The sequence below is a fragment of the Amycolatopsis sp. NPDC088138 genome (assembly GCF_044741685.1).
GTDB lineage: Bacteria > Actinomycetota > Actinomycetes > Mycobacteriales > Pseudonocardiaceae > Amycolatopsis.
Genome location: NZ_JBIUTB010000003.1, coordinates 242,210 through 261,476, shown reverse-complemented (window position 1 = coordinate 261,476; position 19,267 = coordinate 242,210). Strand labels below are relative to the sequence as shown.

The 19,267-nt window shown below is 71.3% G+C and carries 18 protein-coding genes and 1 pseudogene; 10 read left to right on the top strand and 9 right to left on the bottom strand.

Translation table 11 applies throughout. From position 1 onward, the window contains the following. Positions 1-27: 27 nt before the first annotated feature. Positions 28-537: a GtrA family protein gene (locus ACIOD2_RS16120; RefSeq protein ID WP_400538528.1), complete on the bottom strand. Its 510-nt coding sequence runs from the start codon at positions 535-537 to the stop codon at positions 28-30. A 10-nt stretch (positions 538-547) separates the two neighbouring features. After that, on the bottom strand, positions 548-2,767 hold the full coding sequence (locus ACIOD2_RS16115; protein ID WP_400538526.1) for a sigma-70 family RNA polymerase sigma factor: 2,220 nt from the start codon (positions 2,765-2,767) through the stop codon (positions 548-550). A gap of 268 nt (positions 2,768-3,035) precedes the next feature. Between ACIOD2_RS16115 and ACIOD2_RS16110 the strand changes: the two genes are divergently transcribed. The 5 genes from ACIOD2_RS16110 (at position 3,036) to purE (ending at position 8,181) form a co-directional block, all read left to right on the top strand. Beyond that, positions 3,036-3,884, top strand: coding sequence for a GGDEF domain-containing protein (locus ACIOD2_RS16110; protein WP_400538525.1), 849 nt, complete (start codon positions 3,036-3,038; stop codon positions 3,882-3,884). A 71-nt stretch (positions 3,885-3,955) separates the two neighbouring features. Further along, on the top strand, positions 3,956-5,305 hold the full coding sequence (locus tag ACIOD2_RS16105) for a glycosyltransferase 87 family protein (protein ID WP_323334670.1): 1,350 nt from the start codon (positions 3,956-3,958) through the stop codon (positions 5,303-5,305). After that, positions 5,280-6,476 carry a glycosyltransferase 87 family protein gene (locus tag ACIOD2_RS16100; RefSeq protein WP_400538523.1) on the top strand — a complete coding sequence of 399 codons (1,197 nt, stop codon included), beginning with the start codon at positions 5,280-5,282 and terminating at the stop codon, positions 6,474-6,476. Before ACIOD2_RS16105 ends, ACIOD2_RS16100 begins: the two co-directional genes overlap by 26 nt. A 12-nt stretch (positions 6,477-6,488) precedes the next feature. Then, positions 6,489-7,673 carry a 5-(carboxyamino)imidazole ribonucleotide synthase gene (locus tag ACIOD2_RS16095; RefSeq protein WP_400538521.1) on the top strand — a complete coding sequence of 395 codons (1,185 nt, stop codon included), beginning with the start codon at positions 6,489-6,491 and terminating at the stop codon, positions 7,671-7,673. A gap of 10 nt (positions 7,674-7,683) precedes the next feature. Continuing rightward, a complete protein-coding gene (gene purE, locus ACIOD2_RS16090) occupies positions 7,684-8,181 on the top strand; it encodes a 5-(carboxyamino)imidazole ribonucleotide mutase (protein ID WP_400538519.1) in 498 nt (165 codons plus the stop codon). Positions 8,182-8,185: 4 nt separating this feature from the next. On the opposite strand, the gene ACIOD2_RS16085 is transcribed toward purE, so the two are convergent. Further along, complete coding sequence (locus ACIOD2_RS16085; RefSeq protein WP_400538516.1) at positions 8,186-8,881, bottom strand: SDR family NAD(P)-dependent oxidoreductase; 696 nt, start codon at positions 8,879-8,881, stop codon at positions 8,186-8,188. 100 nt (positions 8,882-8,981) lie between these two features. Here ACIOD2_RS16085 and ACIOD2_RS16080 point away from each other — a divergent pair, with 100 nt between their 5' ends. Then, positions 8,982-9,992: an Lrp/AsnC family transcriptional regulator gene (locus tag ACIOD2_RS16080; RefSeq protein ID WP_400538514.1), complete on the top strand. Its 1,011-nt coding sequence runs from the start codon at positions 8,982-8,984 to the stop codon at positions 9,990-9,992. On the opposite strand, the pseudogene ACIOD2_RS16075 reads toward ACIOD2_RS16080, so the two are convergent. Both ACIOD2_RS16075 and ACIOD2_RS16070 read right to left on the bottom strand, forming a co-directional pair. Next, positions 9,984-10,127: pseudogene (locus ACIOD2_RS16075) on the bottom strand (hypothetical protein); the annotation flags it as partial. The gene ACIOD2_RS16080 and the pseudogene ACIOD2_RS16075 overlap by 9 nt on opposite strands. A gap of 62 nt (positions 10,128-10,189) precedes the next feature. Then, positions 10,190-11,881 (bottom strand): class I adenylate-forming enzyme family protein, encoded by a 1,692-nt coding sequence (locus ACIOD2_RS16070; protein WP_400538511.1) that lies wholly within the window; start codon positions 11,879-11,881, stop codon positions 10,190-10,192. 115 nt (positions 11,882-11,996) lie between these two features. Here ACIOD2_RS16070 and ACIOD2_RS16065 point away from each other — a divergent pair, with 115 nt between their 5' ends. Beyond that, positions 11,997-13,154: an acyl-CoA dehydrogenase family protein gene (locus ACIOD2_RS16065; RefSeq protein ID WP_400538509.1), complete on the top strand. Its 1,158-nt coding sequence runs from the start codon at positions 11,997-11,999 to the stop codon at positions 13,152-13,154. A gap of 138 nt (positions 13,155-13,292) precedes the next feature. Here ACIOD2_RS16065 and ACIOD2_RS16060 read toward each other — a convergent pair whose 3' ends face one another. Continuing rightward, the gene (locus ACIOD2_RS16060) at positions 13,293-13,481 is read right to left on the bottom strand and encodes a hypothetical protein (RefSeq protein WP_400538507.1); all 189 of its coding nucleotides are present in this window, start codon (positions 13,479-13,481) and stop codon (positions 13,293-13,295) included. Between the two features lie 203 nt (positions 13,482-13,684). Between ACIOD2_RS16060 and ACIOD2_RS16055 the strand changes: the two genes are divergently transcribed. Next, the gene (locus tag ACIOD2_RS16055; RefSeq protein WP_400538506.1) at positions 13,685-14,614 is read left to right on the top strand and encodes an esterase/lipase family protein; all 930 of its coding nucleotides are present in this window, start codon (positions 13,685-13,687) and stop codon (positions 14,612-14,614) included. 18 nt (positions 14,615-14,632) lie between these two features. Here ACIOD2_RS16055 and ACIOD2_RS16050 read toward each other — a convergent pair whose 3' ends face one another. Then, entirely contained in the window at positions 14,633-15,034 is a 402-nt protein-coding gene (locus ACIOD2_RS16050) for a hypothetical protein (protein ID WP_400538504.1), read from the bottom strand. 79 nt (positions 15,035-15,113) lie between these two features. Between ACIOD2_RS16050 and ACIOD2_RS16045 the strand changes: the two genes are divergently transcribed. Continuing rightward, a complete protein-coding gene (locus tag ACIOD2_RS16045; RefSeq protein ID WP_400538502.1) occupies positions 15,114-15,929 on the top strand; it encodes a DUF1206 domain-containing protein in 816 nt (271 codons plus the stop codon). Here ACIOD2_RS16045 and ACIOD2_RS16040 read toward each other — a convergent pair. Continuing rightward, positions 15,926-17,779, bottom strand: a complete 1,854-nt coding sequence (locus tag ACIOD2_RS16040; RefSeq protein ID WP_400538500.1) for a GTP-binding protein — start codon at positions 17,777-17,779, stop codon at positions 15,926-15,928. The genes ACIOD2_RS16045 and ACIOD2_RS16040 overlap by 4 nt on opposite strands. Positions 17,780-18,024: 245 nt before the next feature. Here ACIOD2_RS16040 and ACIOD2_RS16035 point away from each other — a divergent pair, with 245 nt between their 5' ends. After that, positions 18,025-18,465 carry a DoxX family protein gene (locus ACIOD2_RS16035; protein WP_400538498.1) on the top strand — a complete coding sequence of 147 codons (441 nt, stop codon included), beginning with the start codon at positions 18,025-18,027 and terminating at the stop codon, positions 18,463-18,465. A 63-nt stretch (positions 18,466-18,528) separates the two neighbouring features. Here ACIOD2_RS16035 and ACIOD2_RS16030 read toward each other — a convergent pair whose 3' ends face one another. Continuing rightward, a complete protein-coding gene (locus ACIOD2_RS16030) occupies positions 18,529-19,239 on the bottom strand; it encodes a TIGR03089 family protein (RefSeq protein WP_400538496.1) in 711 nt (236 codons plus the stop codon). Between the last annotated feature and the right edge of the window lie 28 nt (positions 19,240-19,267).

The following is a 19,267-nucleotide window of genomic DNA, read 5'->3' as shown; positions in this document are numbered from 1 at the left end:
TAGGAGCACACCGCCGTGACCTGTGGTTCAGGCGGCCTTGCTGCCGTGAATGTCCGGATCGTCCGCGACCTCGGCGGCTTCGACCAGCGACCGGGCGTCCTCGTCCGGGAAGACCCACTTCTTGAACGCCCACCAGCGGAACACCGTGCCGAGCAGGGTGCCGATGATGATGCCGCTGACGAAGTCGGCCACCTCGACGCCGAACGGCGACAGCCGCGGGGCCTGCAGGTCCAGCACGTACCGCGAGAACCACTGCGGCAGCGCGTTCAGGCCCAGCGCGATCCCGCTGAAGAGGAAGAACAGCGCGGCCTCGTGGTGGCGCTCGCGGCCGCCGCGGGTGCGGAAGGACCACTCGCGGTTGGCGACGTAGGAAAAGATCGTCGCGACCAGGACGCCGATCATCAGCGCCGTGACCGGGTGGGTCCGCAGCACGGTGAACTTCAGGCCGTAGTTGACGGACATCGTGATCACGAAGCTGATCCCGCCGACAACGGCGAAGCGGAGGAGCTCGCGATGCTTTTTCAGCAGCTCGCGCACCGCGCGGACGCTACCCGGTCAACCAGCCGAAACCCCTTTCGGGGGTGACCGTCGGCTGCTTGGCGCCCGGTTTGCCGGGAACCGGTGGGGCACTTGACGTCGTCGACGACTTCGGTGGGGTATTTGTCGGTTCGGTTTCCGTCTTCGCCGGCGGAGTGGAGGTCTTCGTCGGAGACGGCTTGGGCTTGGACGGCGTCGTGGCCGACGTCGAAGGCGTGGTCGTCGTCGTTGACGGGGACGGCGGCAGCGGGTCCTTGCCGCACCAGTGGTGCCAGCAGCCGAAGTCGACGGTCACCGGCCCCGCCGACGCCTTGCCGAGCTGCGCGCCGATCGTCACCTGCCCGTCGTCGGGACGGCCCTTCAGCCGCACCCACAGGTTGACGTGCTGACCGGGGGCCACCGCGCCGGTCGTCGTGCAGGTCGCGCCCGCCGCGGTCGGCGTGCACGGGAAGCCGCGCAGGCTCCACCACTGCCAGAGCGCGTGGTCGAAGGTGACCGTGACCGGCCGGGTCGTCTCGCCGGTGTTGCGGACGCGCACGTAGACCAGCGGGTTGCGGGTCCACGGGAACGCCGAGAGCCCGTCGCCCTCCGCTTCCAGGACCACGGCGTCCGGCGGCTGCTTCACGGTGACCTTGACGCTGACGTCGACGCTGATCTGCACGCCGGCCGTGACCGAGCCGGTCACCTTGCCGCCGGTCGCGTCCTCGTCGGCCTCGAGCCGGAAGTTGAGCGTGGCGCTCTGGCCGGGCTGCAGGCCGACGCCCGTCTTGCACGTCACCGTGCCCTCGCCGCCCGGGCAGTTCACCGAGATCGGGGCGGCCGCGTCCTGCGCGAGTGCCATCGGCGCGCCGCCACCGCCCGTCTCGACCGCGCGGACGCCCGGCGGCAGCTTCAGGGCCGCGACGACCGGCTCGGACACGGTCCCGCCGTCGTTGCGCACGGTGATCGGCAGGCTGACGGGCCCGGCGCCGGGCTGCAGCTCGACGCCGTCCGGCGGGGTCGTGGCGGACACCGACGGCGGAGCCGGGGCGGGCGGCGCCGTCGTGGGGGTCGGCGCGGGCGGCTCCGCGGGCGGGACCACCGGCGGCGGCGCGGGCACCACCGGCGGTGCGGCGGGCGGGGCCGGGGGAGCAGGCGGGGCCGGGGGAGCGGGCGGGGCGGGAGGCGGTGGCTTGGGGGCTGGCGGCTGGACCGGCTGGACGATCGGTGGCGGCACCTGGGCCGCGGCGGGGATGTCCTGCGACCCGCCGCCGGCCGTCAAGGCGATGACGACGGCCGCGACGACCGCCGTCCCGGAGGCGGCGACCCCGGCGAACTGGCGGGGACCCGCGGCGGCGGCACCGGCCGCCGCGCCCGCTTTGCCACCGGCGGCCGCGGCCCCGGCGGCGGCCGCACCGGCCGCCGCCGCGGTGGCCGCGCTCGCCTTGGCCGCGCCGATCGTCGCGAGGTAACCCAGCGCGGCGCCGCCCAGGACGATCGGGGCGATGATCGCGCGCAGGCCGCCGTTGACGTCGGCCAGCTCCGCGGCCAGCGCCCGGCAGTTGTCGCACTCGTCGAGGTGGCTCTCGACCTGGGCTCGTTCCCGCTTGGACAGCCCGTCGCGGGTCCACGCGCCGAGCCGCTCGGCGCAGGCGCGGCAGCGTTCCTCGGCGTTCTCCTGCAGGTGGACCTGCAGGTACGCCTGCCGCAGTCCTTCACGGGCGCGGTAGGCGAGCGCGGAGACGCCGTTCGCGGTCAGCCCCAGCAGCGGCGCGACCTCGGCCGGGCTCTGCTGCTCGATCTCGGTGTGCCAGAGCACGGCCTGCCAGCGTTCGGGCAGCCGCGCGAACGCCTTCGCGGCCATCGTCCGCTCGAGCCCGGCGACGGCGGTGTCGGAGAACGGGACGGTGAGCGCCTCGGCGGAGACGTCGGCCATGTCCTCGTTGAGGTCGACCCGGCGCTCCTTGCGCGTCCGGTCGTACGCAGTGTGGCGAAGGGCGGTCAGCAGGTACGCCCGGAAGGCGGTGTCCGGTCCCTTGCCACCACGGAGCGTGTCCAGCACTTTCGCGAAGGCCTCGGACACCAGGTCGTCGGCCTCGGAGCTCGAGCGGGCCAGCTGACGGGCGAGGTTGTGCGCCGCGCCGGTGTGGCGTTCGTACAAACCGCCGTACGACGCGATCTTCCCGGCGCGGACCTCCGCGATCAGCTCGGCGTCACTCTTTCCGCTGAGATCGGCGGGAATGGTGGACACGGCACTCCTCGGTCGGCTAAGGCCAGGACCTGCCATTACAGGCGGGCCCGGGTCACGAGGCAAGTGTGACTGACCCGGTCGGAACGGTCACGTCGTGGTGGGGGTGAAGACACCGACGGCGCAAGAAAATCACCCGCCCCTCGCCGGGCCCGGAGAAAAGCTTCTTAACAAAACTGGTGAGTACGCCGTCACGGGGTACTCCGCCGTGCGTCCTCACCGTGAAGCACCGAGCAAGATCGACAAGTTCGACGAAAGGGGCGGGTGGCCAGTGGATGTTCCGGCAACCGGTACGCGACCCGGCCCCGGTGACGTTCCGTCCACCGCCGAGCGCGACCGCTCCCTCCGCGCGCTGCGAGGACGCTGGCGCACGGCGAGCCTCGCCGCGGGCTGGCGCTTCCCCAGCGACTGGGCGCTGCCCGAGGTCGACGCCGTCTGCGCGGCCGTGATGAACAAGGGCCGTGTCGAGGCCGCCGAAATCGCGCTGGCCGGGCTGGCCAGGGCGCGCGCGGCGGCCGGCGCCGGACTCGCCGAGACCCTCGCCGACCTGGCCGCGCTGCACGCGGTGCTCGACCACGGCGGTGACGGGTTCGTCTCGCCAGACGTCGACGCGACGCCGTCCCGCCTGCTCCGGATGACGGCGCTGGCCTGGGCGGACGTCGCCACCGACCAGCTCGTGCACACCGAGGTCACCGACCCGCTGACCGGCCTGCCCTCGGCCGCCTACCTGCGGACGCGGCTGGTCGAGGTCTACCAGGCCGCGGCGGCGCGCGAGCGGCCCGCGGCCGAGGAACACATGCTGCTGGTCGTCTCGCTGGACCTCAGCACCGTGGCCGGTTTCCCGCGGCTGACCGGGATGATCCTGGTCGCGGACGCGCTGCGGGCGGTGTTCGACAGCGGCCAGAGCGTCGCCACGCTCGGGCCGTCCGTGGTCGCCGCGCTGGTCCAGCGGGACGACCGGGTCGCGTCCCACGGCGTCGCGCTGCGAAGGGCGTTGCACGAGCGGTTGTCGGTCGACGCGCAGCTGGCGGACGCCGGTCATCCGCGTGTCTCGGCGGTGCGGTTGCCCGCCACCCATGAATTGGCCTGCGACCTGCTGGCCCGGCTCGCCAGGGTGTAGAAAACCCGGAAAGTCCGGTTCCGCCCGGACCCTTCTGACCCGGACCCGGGCCACCATGATTTCCTGGTGAGGTGACCAGGACCGTATCCACCGACGTCGACGGCGAAGTGGCGGCCAGATCCACGCACCGCTTGGCCCTGCGCAAGTCCATCGCCCGCCTGTCCGTGCGCCCGCGGTCGATCTTGATCCTGTCGGTGATCCCGCTGGTCGCGATCGGGTACGGCATCTGGGGCTGGCAGCACGACTGGGTGCTCGGCGTCGACAGCGCGGTCTACCGGGCGGGTGCGCTCACGCTGCTGCACGGCGACTCCCTCTACGACGCGAACACCCTGGCCAACGAGCCGTGGTGGGCGCTGCTGCCCTTCACCTACCCGCCGACGGCGGCGCTGATCTTCGTGCCGCTCGCGGCGTTCCCGACGCAGATCTCCTGGGGCCTGATCACGGCGATCTCGCTGATGGCGATGGCTCTGTCGATCCGGATCGCGATCGGCGCCCTGCCGCGCCCGGCCGACGACGGGCCGCGCTGGTGGGCCTCGCCCGCCCGCTCGACCATCGTGTTCTTCCTGGTCTTCCTCGGTCTCGAGCCGGTGTGGCGGACGATCTTCCTCGGCCAGATCAACCTGATCCTGATGGCCATGATCCTGCTGGACATGCTGGTCATCGGCGCTCGCGGCAGTCGCTGGGGCGGGGTGCTGGTCGGTGTCGCGGCGGCGATCAAGCTGACGCCGCTGGTGTTCCTCGGTCACCTGTTCATCACCGGCCGCCGCAAGGACGCGCTGCGCGGGCTGGCGACGTTCGTGCTGCTCCAGGGCCTGATGTTCCTGATCAACTCGCACGACGCGGCCAAGTACTGGACCGTCACGCTGCCCGACACCGGCCGGATCGGGCCGGTGCACTGGGCGGGCAACCAGTCGCTGAACGCGCTGATGAACCGGGCCACCGACCTCGCGCCGTGGGCGTCGAAGGCGGCGATGGGCATCGGCTTCCTGCTCGCCATCCCGGCGCTGTGGCTGCTCATGCGGTTCCACCGCAAGGGTCAGGCGCTGGCCGCGCTGCTGGTCACGGCGTTCTGGACGCTGCTGATCTCGCCGATCTCCTGGACCCACCACTGGGTGTGGGTGGTCCCGCTGATCGTGCTGCTGGTCTCGCGCCTGCCGAAGACGACCCCGGCGACGGCGTGGAAGCGCTGGGTCGGGACGTTCCTCGCGGCGTTCGTGTTCGTCAGCTGTGTCCTGCTGATCCTGCCCAACGGGCGCAACGTCGAGCTGCACTGGACGGTCTGGCAGAACGTCCTGGGCGACGCGTACATCCTGATGCCGGTCGTCCTAGCCCTCGCCCTGGCGCTGCGCTGGGGGCTGCAGCGGCGGGCCCGGAAGAAGGCGGCGGCTGACGAGCATGTCGACGTCCCCACCGGCGTCTGAGGCCCGCACCGGCCGGGTTCTCGCCGGGGGGATCGCGCTCCTCGTCCTCGTCTTCGGCATCGTCGCCTGGCTGGCCGGCTGGCACCTGGGCGCGGACAGCGCGGTGTACCGGGCCGGCGCGCTGACCCTGGTCCACGGCGACCCGCTCTACACGCGTGACGTGCTGACCGCGCTGCCGGACTGGGTGCGGCTGCCGTTCACCTACACCCCGGCCGCCGCGCCGCTGTTCCTGCCGCTCGCCCTGGTGCCGTCCGGCCTGGTCTGGGGCGTGATCGCGTTTTTGTCGGTGGTCGCCCTTATGGTCGTGATCACGGTGGTTTCGTCGTCGCCGGGGCGCTCACTCGCGTGGTGGGCGCTGCCGGCGGGAACGGCCGCCGCTCTGGCGCTGGAACCGGTGTGGAAGACGCTGTTCCTGGGCCAGATCAACTTGATACTGATGGCGTTCGTGGTGCTGGACGTCCTGGTGCTCTCGGCGCGCGGGTCGCGCTGGGCGGGCGTGCTGATCGGCGTGGCGGCGGCGATCAAGCTCACCCCGCTGATCTTCGTGCCGCACCTGTTCTTCACCGGCCGGTGGAAGGACGGGCTGCGCGCGCTGGGCACGTTCGCCGTGCTGGAAGCGGTGATGTTCGCGGTCATCCCGGTCGACGCGATGCGGTTCTGGCGGGATTCGGCGACCGACCCGAGCCGGGTCGGGTCGGTGCACTGGATCTTCAACCAGTCGCTCAACGGGCTGGTCAACCGCGCCTCCCACCTCGCGCCCTGGTCGCTGGCGGTGGCGGCCGGGGTGGCGGCGGTGCTGGCCGTGCCCGCGGTGTGGCTGGTCGTGCGGCTGCATCGGCGCGGTGAGGACACGGCCGCCCTGCTCGTCACGGCGTTCTACGGCTTGCTGCTGTCGCCGGTGTCGTGGTCGCACCACTGGGTCTGGGCCGTGCCGTTGATCACGCTGCTGCTGGTGAAGGGCAAGCGCTGGGCCGCGGCGGCGGTCGCGGTGCTGTTCGCCTCGCAGGTGGTGATGCTGGTGCCCAACGGCGGTGACACGGAGTTCGGCTGGGGCCTGGGCTGGTCGGTCCTCGGCAACGTCTATGTGCTCGCGGCGGCGGCCGGGATCGTGGGCCTCGCGGCGCGTGAGCTACGTCTGGTCCGGCGGTCACCGCAGGTCGTCACCGTTTAGTCTGTGTGCGCTATGGACAAACACACCGGTCTGCCCGTCGTGGGCATGGTGGGCGGCGGGCAGCTCGCCCGGATGACCCACCAGGCGGCGATCTCCCTCGGCCAGTCCCTGCGCGTGCTCGCCGCGGGTGAGAACGAAGCGGCGGGGCTCGTCGCGGGCGACGTCGTGCTGGGCCACCACACCGATCTCGAGGCGCTGCGCGCGTTCGCGGCGTCGGTCGACGTGCTCACGTTCGACCACGAGCACGTGCCCGGCGAGCACCTGCTGACGCTGGCGATGGAGGGCTACGCCATCCGCCCGGCGCCGTCCGCGCTGGGCTTCGCGCAGAACAAGCTGGTGATGCGCGAGATGATGGCCGGCATGGGCGTGCCCGGTCCCGCCTTCGCCGAAGTGTCCTCTGTGGACGACGTGGTGAAGTTCGGCGGCGAGCACGGCTGGCCGGTGGTGCTCAAGGCGTCCAGCGGCGGTTACGACGGCCGCGGCGTCTGGATGCTGGACACCGCCCAGCAGGCCCGGGAGACCGTGCCGGCGCTGCTGGAAGCGGGCACCCCGCTGCTGGTCGAGGAGAAGGTGGTGATGCGGCGGGAGCTGGCCGCGCTCGTCGCCCGCTCGCCCTTCGGCCAGGGTGCGGCGTACCCGGTGGTCGAGACCGTGCAGTCCGGCGGCATCAACACCGAGGTCCTCGCCCCGGCTCCGGGCCTGTCGGACGATCGCGTCCACGAGGCGCAGGATCTCGCGCTGCGCGTCGCGTCGACGCTGGACGTCACCGGCCTGCTGGCGGTCGAGCTGTTCGAGACCGACACCGGGCTGCTGGTGAACGAGCTCGCGATGCGGCCGCACAACTCCGGCCACTGGACGATGGACGGCTCGCGCACGTCCCAGTTCGAGCAGCACCTGCGCGCGGTGCTCGACTACCCGCTGGGCCGCACGGACATGGTCGCGCCCGCGTGTGTCATGGCGAACGTGCTGGGCGCGTCGGAGCTGCCCGAGATGGGGCCGGACGAGCGGCTGCACCACCTCTTCGCGCGGTACCCGGAGGCGCGGGTGCACCTGTACGGCAAGCAGGAGCGGCCCGGCCGCAAGCTCGGGCACGTGAACTTCACCGGCGACCGCATGGAGGACCTGCGCAACCGGGCCCTGCTGTCGGCGCACTGGCTGTCCCACGCCGTCTGGCTCGACGGCCACGAGATTCACTAGGAGATCAGCTATGGCGCCGCAGGTGGGCGTGATCATGGGCAGCGACTCGGACTGGCCGGTGCTGGAAGCGGCCGGCGCGGCGCTGGACGAGTTCGGCGTCGAGTACGAGGTCGGCGTCTACTCGGCGCACCGGACCCCGCAGCGCATGCTGGACTACGCGACGTCGGCGGTGGCCCGCGGCATCCGGGTGATCATCGCGGGCGCGGGCGGCGCGGCCCACCTCCCGGGCATGGTCGCCTCGGCGACCGTCCTGCCGGTGATCGGCGTCCCGGTCCCGCTGAAGTACCTGGACGGTCTGGACTCGCTGCTGTCGATCGTCCAGATGCCGGCGGGCGTCCCGGTGGCCACGGTCTCGGTGGGCGGCGCGCGCAACGCGGGCCTGCTGGCGGTCCGCATCCTCGCCGCGTCCGACGAGGGCCTGCGGTCGAAAATGGCGACGTTCCAGCGCGACCTGGAGAAGCTGGTCCTGGACAAGGACGCCGCCCTGCGCGAGAAGACCGGCCACTAGCGGGTCACCACGGCACGGTCTCGCCGTTGCGGTCCAGGTACTCGAGGCCGGGCTTGCCCCGCTTCGCCAGGAGCACGTCGACGATCAGCGGGACGCTCTCTTCCATGGTGAACGGCGCGTCCGGCCCGCCGAGGGCGGTGCGGATCCAGCCGGGGGCCACGACGACGAGGGCACGATCGGCCTCGGACGGCCGGGCCGCGAAGCTGCGCATGAGCATGTTCAGCGCGGCTTTGCTGGCCCGGTAGACCTCGCGCGAGCCGGCGGTGTTGTTCGTGATGCTGCCCTGGCCGGACGACATCGCGCCGATGAGCCCGTCCGTCGGCACGAGGTCCTGGAGCGCCTCGATGACGCGCATCGGGCTGAGGGCGTTGGTGACCATCACGTCGACGAAGTCGGCGGTCGAGACCTCGCCGATCGGCGTCTGCGGGTTGTTGGTGGTCCCGGCGTTGATGAAGAGCACATCGAGCTGCCGGCCTGCGAGCCGCTCGTGCAGGGGCGGCAGCTGATCGGGTTCGGTGATGTCGAGGTGCTCGATCTCGACGCGCCCGTCCGAGCGGTCCACCAGGTCGTGCAGGGGCGTCCGGGCGGCGGTGTCCCGGACGGTGCCGATGACGTGCCACCCCCGGTCGGCGAGTTCGGCGGCGATCGCGTGGCCGAGGCCGCGCGAGGCCCCGACGATGAGGGCGGTGGGGTTGGTCATTTCGTCTCCTCGGGTTCGGCTTCCAGTCTCACCGCGATGACGCCGTTACAGCGCGTTCGCCGGGGTGATTTGTAGGATTGCCTCGACCCGAGGAGCGTTGATGGCCGAATCCGTCGCTGCGTCACCCGACGACGTGCGTCTCCTGCGGGCGCTCCAGGTCGCGCCGCGGGCGTCTTTCGCCTCGATCGCGGGCGTGCTCGGGGTCACCGAGGCCGCGGTCGGGCGGCGGTACCGGCGGCTGCGGGCCGAGGGCGTCGTGCGGGTCGCCGGGATCGCCGACCCGGGAGCGCTGGGGCAGAGCAAGTGGCTGGTGCGGCTGCGCTGCCGTCCCGGCAGTGGCGCGGCGATCGCCGACGCGCTCGCGAAGCGCGAAGACGTCAGCTGGGTGGCGCTCGGCGCGGCGGGCTCGGAGATCAGCTGCGCGGTCCGGTCGCGGACCCAGGACGAGCGCGACGACCTGCTCGGCCGGCAGCTCCCACGGACGGCGGCCGTGCTGGACATCCACGCGTCCGCGATGCTGCGCCAGTTCATCGGCGGCCGCGGCCATTACTGGGCCGCCCTGCGCGGCACGTTGACGCCGAAGCAGGAGGCCGCGCTGGGCAGCGAGGGCGCGCCGTTCACGGAAGCCCCGGTGGTGGCCCGCGAGCCGGTGCGGCTCACCCCCGAAGACGAGCAGCTGCTGGCCGTGCTCGCCGAGGACGGCCGCGCGAGCCTGGTCGACCTCGCCGCGGCCGCGGACCTCACGCCCGGTCGCGCGTCGCGGCGCCTGCAGACGCTGCTGGAGCGGCGCGTCGTCCACATCGACGTCGAGATCGCCGCGACGGCGCTGGGCTACCACGCCCGCGCGAACCTGTGGCTGCGCGTGCACCCGTCGGCGATCAAGAGCGTCGGGCGCGCCCTGGCCGAGCTGCCCGAAGTCGCCTTCGCCGCGGCGCTGTCCGGCCCGCACAACCTCCACGCGGTCGCGGCCTTCCGCGACCTGGACGAACTGTTCGAGTTCACCTCCGACCAGGTCGGCTCGCTGCCGGGCCTGCAGAGCATGGAGGTCTCCCCGCTGCTCCGGCACGTGAAGCAGGCAGGAACCCTCCTCTCCGGCGACCGCCTAGCTTGAAAGCTGGTCGCGCAACTGCCGCTTGAGCACCTTCCCAGCGGCCGACACCGGGATCTGCTCCACGACGTGGATTTCCCGCAACCGCTTGTAGGGCACGACTTTCTCGTTGATCGCGGCCATCAGCTCGTCGGCGTCGAGCTCCTCGTGCGGCACGACGAACGCCACCGGCGGCTCGCCGGCGCGCGTTTTGTCGGGCTTTAGTCGTCGGCCGTGTCCTGGTCGAGCTTGGCCGGCAGCTGATCCCGCAACTGCCGCTTGAGCACCTTCCCTGCGGCCGACACCGGGATCTGCTCCACGACGTGGATCTCCCGCAACCGCTTGTAGGGCACGACCTTCTCGTTGATCGCGGCCATCAGCTCGTCGGCGTCAAGCTCTCCGTGCGGCACCACGAACGCCACCGGCAGCTCGCCGACTTCGGTGTCCGGGCGGCCGACCACCGCGGCCGCCGCGACGCCCGGCATCGTGATCAGCAGCTCCTCCAGCTCGCGCGGGAAGACGTTGTACCCCTTGTACAGCAGCATGTCCTTCTTGCGGTCCACGATGGACAGATAACCGTCCTCGTCGAGGATGCCGATGTCGCCCGTGTGCAGCCAGCCGTCGACCAGCGCGGCCGCCGTCTCCTCGGGGCGGTTGCGGTAGCCCTGCATGATCTGCGGGCCGCGCAGGCAGACCTCGCCGCGCTCACCCGCCGGAACCGGGTCCTCGCCGCCCTCGGCCGGGACGACCTTGACCTCCGTGTCGAAGATCGGGACGCCCACCGAGCCGACCTTGCGGGTGCCCGAGCGGTACGTCGGGGAGATCACCGCGCCCATCGTCGCCTCGGTGAGGCCGTAGCCCTCGGCGACGACCACACCCGGGAAGCGCTCGCGCAGCGCGTTGATCATCGCGTGGTTCATCGGCGCCGCGCCGGAGCCGATCGACCGCACCGAAGACAGGTCCGCGGTGTGGAACGACGGCGTCGCGAGCAGCGCGGCGAACAGCGCGGGCGCGCCGCCGAGGCCGGTGACCCGCAGCCGTTCGGCGTCGGCGATGTAGGCGGCCGGGTCGAAGCGCGCGTGGAGCACGGTCGTCGTGCCGCCGATGATCGCCGCGTTCATCCCGCCGATGATGCCCATCGCGTGGAACCACGGGGTCAGGTTGATCGCGACGCCGGTGCCGAGCCGCGAGGGCCACTCCTCCTCGCTGCCGATCTGGTCGATCGTGATCTCGCCGTTCGCGTCCAGCGCCGGCACCGAGCCGGAGCCCCAGCAGGAGTGCTGGAGGGTGTTGACCAGGACGTTCCGGTGGGTGAGCCGTACGCCCTTCGACCGGCCGGTGGTGCCGCCGGTGTAGGCGAGGTGCGCGAGGTCGTCGTGGACGTCGATGGTGACGTCGGGGCGCGTCTCCGGCTGCCCGGCGTGGAACGCCTCGAACTCGACCTGGTCGTCGAGCAGGTCACCCACCGGGGTGACGACGACGGTGAACTTCGCCGGGATCCGGTCGGCGACGCTCGCCAGCGCGCCCGCGACCGGCCCGAACGTCACGACGGCCGCGGCCTCGCAGTCGGCGAGCTGGAACGCGAGGTCGTCCGGCGGGAGCAGCGGGTTGGTCGGGCTGAAGGTGGCCCCGGCCAGGAGGGTGCCGTAGTAGGCGATGGGGAAGGCCAGGCAGTTGGGCAGGTGCAGGGCCACGACGTCGCCGCGGCCGATGCCGCGTTCGCGCAGGGCGTTCGCGAACCGGCAGGCGGCCCGGTAGGTCTCGGTGAAGGTGAGACCGCGACCGTCTTGGGCGAAGGCGGTCCGGTCGCCCCAGCGCGCGGCACCCGCGGCGAGGATCGAACCGACCGGGACTTCGGGGTAGTCGAGGGAGGTGGGCAAACCGGGCGGCGTCGTCGGCGCGGTGAGCGGCATCACTCGACCATACGAATTCTGCGGTCAAGGACACAAGGACGACGGCGGACGCAGTCAGTGAACGAGCGCTAACATCGACGGAACCCCTCCCGACGTCGTAGAGAAGGTGACCGGAGTGACCGACGGCCTGTACCAGCTTGCCGAGGAGCACGAGGAGCTGCGGGCCGCGGTCCGGGCTCTGGCCGAGAAGGAGATCGCGCCGTACGCGGCCGAGGTCGACGAGAACGAGCGCTACCCGATCGAGGCGTACAACGCGCTGGTCAAGTCGGGTTTCAACGCCGTCCACATCGGCGAGGAGTACGACGGCCAGGGCGCGGACGCCGTCGGCGCCTGCATCGTGATCGAAGAGGTCGCCCGGGTCGACGCGTCGGCGTCGCTGATCCCGGCGGTCAACAAGCTGGGCACCCAGCCGATCATCCTGTCGGCCTCGGAAGAGCTGAAGAAGCAGGTCCTGCCCTCGATCGCGTCCGGCGAGGCCTCGGCTTCGTACGCGCTTTCGGAGCGCGAAGCGGGCTCGGACACCGCGTCGATGCGCGCCCGCGCGCGGCTCGACGGTGACCACTGGGTGCTCAACGGCACCAAGTGCTGGATCACCAACGCGGGTGAATCGACCTGGTACACCGTGATGGTCGTGACCGACCCGGACGCGGAGAAGAAGGCCAACGGCATCTCGGCGTTCGTCGTCCACAAGGACGACCCGGGCTTCTCGGTGGGCCCTAAGGAGAAGAAGCTCGGCATCAAGGGCTCCCCGACGCGCGAGATCTACTTCGAGAACTGCACGATCCCGGCGGACCGCATCATCGGCGAGCCCGGCACCGGCCTGAAAACGGCGCTGCGCACGCTCGACCACACCCGCCCGACGATCGGCGCGCAGGCGCTGGGCATCGCCCAGGGCGCGCTCGACGCGGCGATCGGGTACGTCAAGGAGCGCAAGCAGTTCGGCAAGACGATCGCGGAGTTCCAGGGCGTCCAGTTCATGCTGGCCGACATGGGCACCAAGATCGAGGCCGCCCGCCACCTGGTCTACGCCTCGGCGGCCGCGAGCGAGCGCGGCGACAAGCGCGCGGGCTTCATGGCCTCGGCGGCGAAAACGTACGCGTCGGACATCGCGATGGAGGTCACGACGGACGCGGTCCAGCTCTTCGGCGGCGCCGGCTACACCCGCGACTTCCCGGTGGAACGCATGATGCGCGACGCGAAGATCACCCAGATCTACGAAGGCACGAACCAGATCCAGAAGGTCGTCATGGCCCGGGCCCTGCTCAAGGGCTGACACCTAAGCGACGAACCCGAACGCCCCCGGCACGCACTCGCGCCGGGGGCGTTTTGGTGTCTCTGAGCGATGGTCGGTGCTGCGGTAGCAAGGGCCGCTAGCACCGGAGGTTCGTGCCCGCTGCGTCCGGATGGACGTTCACCGGCGCTGGGCTCGGTGCGCCTTGACGAGGGCCGTCATCCTCGCTGGGTCCTTCGCGCCGTTGAGCTCGGCCAGGAGGTCGTCGGGGCACAGCTCGTAGTGGTCGCCCCACCAGTGGCGGCCCTTGGTGTCCCAGATCCGGTAGCCGCCCGGGACGCCTCTCGCCACGTAACGCCGCCTGGCCATGCCAGGAGCCAACTGCGCCGGAGCCCGGTCGTCAACGCGGTTTTGTCACGTCCGTGAGTGGCACTCATCTCGTCTTGTGTCACTCGTAGCAGGTCAACGACCGGAAGAAAATCACTCACCAGGGGGAGTGTCCGAACAAGTTACTCGCGCGTTAATGAGGGAGGTGATGCAGGTCACCGTCGATTCACAGAGAGGTGAATTGGATGGGCTTGAGGACGCGCAGGTGGCTGGTAGCCGGGATGGCCGTGACAGCCGCGCTCGTACTGGGGGCCACCACGGCCCAAGCAGCGGTCAGAGAACCCACCGGGCCCGTGCAGCCCAACATCCTCACCGCCGCCGTCTACTCGCTCGGGGCGCCGACCATCGCGCCGCCGGGGACGAACGACTGGAACTGCAAGCCGTCCAGTGCGCATCCCAATCCCGTGCTGCTCTCCAACGGGACCACCGCCAACGCCTACGAGAACTGGGCGAACCTCTCGCAGAAGCTCGCCAACGCCGGCTACTGCGTCTTCGCCGGGAACTTCGGCGGGGCGCCCGGCAGCTTCCTGCAGACCGTCGGGCCGATCGCCGACACCGCGAAAGCGCTTGCCGCCTTCGGGGACAAGATCCTGAACGCGACCGGGGCGTCGAAGCTCGACGTCGTCGGGCACTCGCAGGGCGGGATGAACATCCGGTACTGGATCAAGTACCTCGGCGGCGCGGACAAGATCAGCCGGCTCGTCGGGCTCTCGCCGTCCAACCACGGCACCGACCTCTTCGGCCTGCTGAGCACGCTCGAAATGATCCCGGGGGTGCCCGCCGCGCTCGGCACCGTGTGCCAGTCGTGCAACGAGCAGGCCGTCGGGTCGGCCTTCCTCACCGACCTCAACGCCGGTGGGGAAACCGTCGACGGCATCCAGTACACCGTCATCCAGACCCGCTACGACGACGTCGTGACGCCCTACACCAGCGCGTTCCTGGCGGCGAAACCCAACGTGAAGAACATCCTGCTGCAGAACGTCTGCGGGCTCGACTTCACCGACCACCTCGGCATCACCTACGACCCGGTCGCCCAGGGGCTGGTGCTCAACGCGCTCGACCCGGCGCACGCCAAGACGCCGCCCTGCGTGCCGGTGCCGCCGGTGATCAGCTGATCGGCGCCGCCGTCCCGTCTAGGGCTCGGTGAGCGTCGGGTCGTCGCCGCCACCGTCGACCGGCAGGAACTTCGTGCCGCCCAGGACGTCGACCAGGGCGCGGTCCAGCGTCAGCTGCCGGTCCGGACCCAGCTCCCAGCCGAGTTCGACGACGTCGTCGACGTGCTCCCGGCGTTCGACGCGGTGGCGGACGTCCTGGCCGTCCAGCGACCACGCGCCGTCGATGGCCATCCGCACGCGGGCGGTGAGCCGGCCGGGCCCGGGGGAGTGCCAGTCGAACCGGTGGACGGCGAACGCGCTGCTCCAGCTCGTCCAGTACTGCCAGCCGGTGCCGTCCGCGCGGAAACCCAGTTCGGTGTACTCGGGCGAGCCGGGATCCAGCGCCGACTCCGACCAATAACCGACCAGCCGTGCATCCATACCGGCATCGTCCCATCACAGCGGGCGATTAGGCCGCATGGCGCAGCCGGTCGGGCTTCGCAATGGGTACCCAGCAGGCATGAACCGGACAGCGGCCACGGCCCAACGAGGCGAAAAGACCGATACCGCGCAGTTGCTCGGCCGGGTCGGCATGGCCTGTTACGGCCTGGTCCACCTGGTCCTCGCCTACCTCGCCCTGCAGGTCGCGTTCGGCAGCAGCGAGCAGGCCGACCAGAAGGGCGCGCTGCAGGAGATCGGCTCGACGGCGTTCGGGCAGGTCCTGCTCTGGGTGCTCGCCCTCGGCCTGGTGCTCTTCGGCCTGTGGCAGTTCATGATGGCCGCGGTCGGTTACACGTGGGTCAGCGGCGGCAAGCGGACGCGCAAGCGGATCGGCGCCGGCGCGCGCGGGGTCGTCGTGATCGCGCTCGGTTTCTCCGCCTTCAAGATCGCCATCGGCAGTGGCAGCGGGGGATCGAGCAACCAGACCCAGCAGGAGTTCACCGCCGAGCTGCTCAAGCTCCCGTTCGGCCCGGCGCTGGTGGTCATCGCCGCGGCGGCCGTGCTCGGCGTCGCGATCGCGTCCGGCGTCAAGGGCGTCAAGAAGAAGTTCCTGGAAGACCTCGACATGACCGACCTGCCGGGCAAGACCAAGCGCTGGGTCACCTGGCTCGGCCAGGCCGGCTACCTCGCCAAGGGCGTCGTCTTCGCGATCGTCGCGATCCTCCTCGCCTACGCCGGGTTCAACGCCGACCCGAACAAGGCCGGCGGGCTGGACGCCGCCCTGAAGACGCTCGCCGCCCAGCCCTTCGGCACCGTGCTGCTGACCGTGGTGGCCCTCGGCCTCGCCGCGTTCGGCGCCTACTGCTTCGGCGCGGCCTGGGCGCACAAGCGCTAACGCCGCGCCACCCGCGCGAGGTATTCCTTGCGGTCCAAGGGATTCTCGCCGGTGCGGGGACGCACCGGCGGCTTCCCGGGGTAGGGCCGGTAGTCGTCGAACTCGCTGAGAAACACGCCCTCGCCCTGGGTGAGCGCGGGCAGGGCCTGCGTGAACTCGTCGACGTGGCCCGCCGGGATGGTCCCGTGCAGCGTGCACGACGCCGGGCCCAGCACGGGTTCCCCGGGTATCGCCCGCAGCTCCGCCAGCTTGAGCAGCACCGCGCTGACGGCGTTCGCCGGGACCTCCAGCTCGAAGCGGTGCACCGGTTCGTGCACCCGCGTCCCGGCTTCGCGCAGCGCCGCCATCAGCACGAGCGGGGTCATCTTGCGGAAGTCGCCCGCGGCGCTGATCGGGCTGAAGAACGCCGTGTGCGTCAACGTCACCGCGCAGTCGAGCACCTCCCAGCCGTGCAGCCCCTGCTCGAGGGTGCGGTGGACGGTCTCCTCGATCGCCTTGTGGAACGCCAGCGGCAGTGAGCCCAGCTCGACCGACAGCCCGAACGTGACGCCCGATCCCGGCTCGACCCGCAGGCCGACCGTCGCGAAGAAGTACAGCCGCTGCTCCGGATCCATCTCCTCGACGGCCTCCCCGCGGCCGACCGGCTTCTCGACGTACAGCGTGCGCGTCGGCTCGAACTCGACGTCGATCCCGGCGCCCTCGGCCAGCATCGAGCGCAGCACCTCCTTCTGCACCTCGCCGTAGAGCCGCACCGAAACGTCGTGACCGCGGCGCCGGACGTCGATCAACGGGTCCTCTTCGGACAGCCGGGTCAGCGCGGTGAACAGCGCCGCCGCCTGCTCGGGCCGGACCGGCCGCACCACGCTCTCCAGGCTCGGCGGTGCGAACACGCCGTCGCGAGCGCCGCCGGGCGAGCCGAGCCGGTCGCCGATCCGGACGTCGCGCAGCCCGCGCACCCGGGCGACGTCCCCGGCGAGCGCCACCTCGCCGCCGGCGACCTCGACCGCCGAGACACGGCCGGTGAGCTCGGTTTCGCCGCGGTAGAACAAGATCCGTTGCCGCACCGCCAGCGAGCCGGAGTGCAGCCGGGCGTAGGCGATCTTCTCACCCGCGCGGCCGCGGTCGATCTTGAACACCGTCGCGGACAGCGGCCCGTCGCCGGTGCGTTCGGTGGCCGGGAGCAGCTCGGCCATCGCCGTGACGAGGTCCGCGACACCAGCGCCGGTGATCGCCGAGCCGGACAGCACGGGGTGCACCGCGGCGCGGGCGACCTGCCGGGCCAGCTCGGCGCGGCACGCCGTCGCGTCGACCCGGCCCTCCACATAGGACTCCAGGAACGCGTCGTCGCCGTCGGCCAGCAGCTCGGCCAGTTCGTCGGACGACGCGGCGCTCAGTGCGAACGCCCGCGGCGCCAGCTTCGCGCGGACGTCGCCGAGCAGGTCCCGGGCGCCCGTCCGGTCGATCTTGTTGACGAAGATCAGCGCCGGGATGCCGAGGCGGCGCAGCGTCCGCATCAGCACGCGGGTCTGGGCCTGGACGCCTTCGACGGCCGACACCACGAGGACGGCGCCGTCGAGCACGCGCAGCGCGCGCTCGACCTCGGCGATGAAGTCGGAGTGGCCCGGGGTGTCGATCAGCGTGATCCGGGTGTCGCCGGTCACGAACGAGACCACCGCGGAGCGGATGGTGATGCCGCGACGGCGTTCGAGGTCGAGGGAGTCGGTCTGGGTGTCGCCACCGTCGACGCTGCCGAGGTGGCCGATGGCGCCGGCCTCGAAGAGCAGGCGCTCGGTCAGGCTGGTCTTACCGGCGTCGACGTGCGCGAGAATGCCGATGTTCAGGGTTTTCACGGGTGCGGGAGGTCCTCTGGGATGCGGTGGACAGGCCGGGTCGGACGGTCTGTCGGCGCATCGGGGTCTCCTCGCGGTCGTGGACGCGGATCAGGGGGACGATAGCCCCGCGAGGGGCCACGCGAAACCGAATTCGGTCCCTGTCGGTTCCCTGTCGATCACCCTCCGGAGCTTCGATCACGGGTGCCGGGTGCCCTACTTTGGGTCGGGTCAGTTGAAATTTCACCGATCGGGAGTGGGACCGGATGTTCGGACGATTCAAGGACGTGGCCCTGTTGCTGGGGAGGATCGGCGTCGCGGTCGTCTTCCTCGCGCACGGGATCCAGAAGTGGAACAACGGCGTCGACGGCACCGCGAAGTTCTTCGCGATGACGGGCATCCCGATGCCGACGGTCGCCGCGATCTTCGCCATGACCGTCGAGATCCTCGGCTCGATCGCGTTCATCGCCGGGTTCCTGATGCCGCTGGTCGGCGTCGGCTACGTCGTGATTTCGGTCGGGGCACTGCTTTCGGTGCACATCGACAACGGCCTCACCGGCCAGGGCGGCTACGAGCTGGTCCTGGTGCTCGCGCTCGCCGGGCTGGCGCTGGGCTTCAACGGCGGCCGGCTCACCCTGGACCACCTGCTGTGGGGCCGCAAACGCGCCCGCCGCGAGTCCGAAGCGGGCGAACTCCAGAACGCCTGACCCGTAAAGCCGTGAATGGCCCATTGAGGGACTTCAAGTCCCTCAATGGGCCATTCACGGACTTCAGGCGGAGAGGTCGGCGGTGGTGCGCTCGGCGTCGCGGCGGGCGGACAGCTTGGCCGGGTCCGCGTTGCTGACGTGCACCAGGTGGGCGCCGGCCGCGAGGGGGACGAGCAGGCCGTCGAGGATGCCCTCCGGGCCGCTCCAGTCGCGTGTGGACAGCACGCGGTCGTCCGCGCTCAGGCCTAGTTTCGACGCGCGGCTGCGGGCTTCCGCGAGGATCTCGTCCACAGTGGAGTCGAACAGCGCCGCCGTGTCGCCGGGGATCGGGAAGAGCGGCCGGTACTGGTCGCCCGCCAGCCGGGACTCGGTCAGGTAGTCGAACGCGCCGCCGCCCGGCGGCTCGTCGAGGCCGCGGCCCATCGGGTCCAGTGTCACCACGGCGGTCGCGGCCGCGCCGGTCGGTTCCGGGTCGTCCGGCCCGACGAACGCCACCCGCGCGCCCGTGCCCTCGGTCACCACGCGGGCCCCGCACCACCACGCGCCGAGCAGCACGCCGACGGTCTGCCAGTGCGCGGGGAGCTGCACGGCCACCGCGTCGCCGGGTTCGATGTCGAACTCCTCGGTCAGCCAGTTGGCCGTCTTCGCGGCCCAGTTCACGGTCGTCGCCACGGACAGCTCGACGCGGCTGCCGAGCTGGTCGTCGTAGTGGGTGATCAACGGCTTGGCGGGCGAGGCCTGCAGCGGCCGCAGCAGCTCGTCGGTGAGGCTCATGCGCCAAGGCTAAAGCGCGGACCACGTG

What these genes read in the sequence shown, in the direction of transcription:
- ACIOD2_RS16100 (WP_400538523.1), top strand. Translation starts at nt 5,280, where the DNA reads ATGTCGACGTCCCCACCGGCGTCTGAGGCCCGCACCGGCCGGGTTCTC.
- ACIOD2_RS16095 (WP_400538521.1), top strand. Translation starts at nt 6,489, where the DNA reads ATGGACAAACACACCGGTCTGCCCGTCGTGGGCATGGTGGGCGGCGGG.
- purE (WP_400538519.1), top strand. Translation starts at nt 7,684, where the DNA reads ATGGCGCCGCAGGTGGGCGTGATCATGGGCAGCGACTCGGACTGGCCG.
- ACIOD2_RS16085 (WP_400538516.1), bottom strand. Translation starts at nt 8,881, where the DNA reads ATGACCAACCCCACCGCCCTCATCGTCGGGGCCTCGCGCGGCCTCGGC.
- ACIOD2_RS16080 (WP_400538514.1), top strand. Translation starts at nt 8,982, where the DNA reads ATGGCCGAATCCGTCGCTGCGTCACCCGACGACGTGCGTCTCCTGCGG.
- ACIOD2_RS16070 (WP_400538511.1), bottom strand. Translation starts at nt 11,881, where the DNA reads ATGCCGCTCACCGCGCCGACGACGCCGCCCGGTTTGCCCACCTCCCTC.
- ACIOD2_RS16060 (WP_400538507.1), bottom strand. Translation starts at nt 13,481, where the DNA reads ATGGCCAGGCGGCGTTACGTGGCGAGAGGCGTCCCGGGCGGCTACCGG.
- ACIOD2_RS16055 (WP_400538506.1), top strand. Translation starts at nt 13,685, where the DNA reads ATGGGCTTGAGGACGCGCAGGTGGCTGGTAGCCGGGATGGCCGTGACA.
- ACIOD2_RS16050 (WP_400538504.1), bottom strand. Translation starts at nt 15,034, where the DNA reads ATGGATGCACGGCTGGTCGGTTATTGGTCGGAGTCGGCGCTGGATCCC.
- ACIOD2_RS16045 (WP_400538502.1), top strand. Translation starts at nt 15,114, where the DNA reads ATGAACCGGACAGCGGCCACGGCCCAACGAGGCGAAAAGACCGATACC.
- ACIOD2_RS16035 (WP_400538498.1), top strand. Translation starts at nt 18,025, where the DNA reads ATGTTCGGACGATTCAAGGACGTGGCCCTGTTGCTGGGGAGGATCGGC.
- ACIOD2_RS16030 (WP_400538496.1), bottom strand. Translation starts at nt 19,239, where the DNA reads ATGAGCCTCACCGACGAGCTGCTGCGGCCGCTGCAGGCCTCGCCCGCC.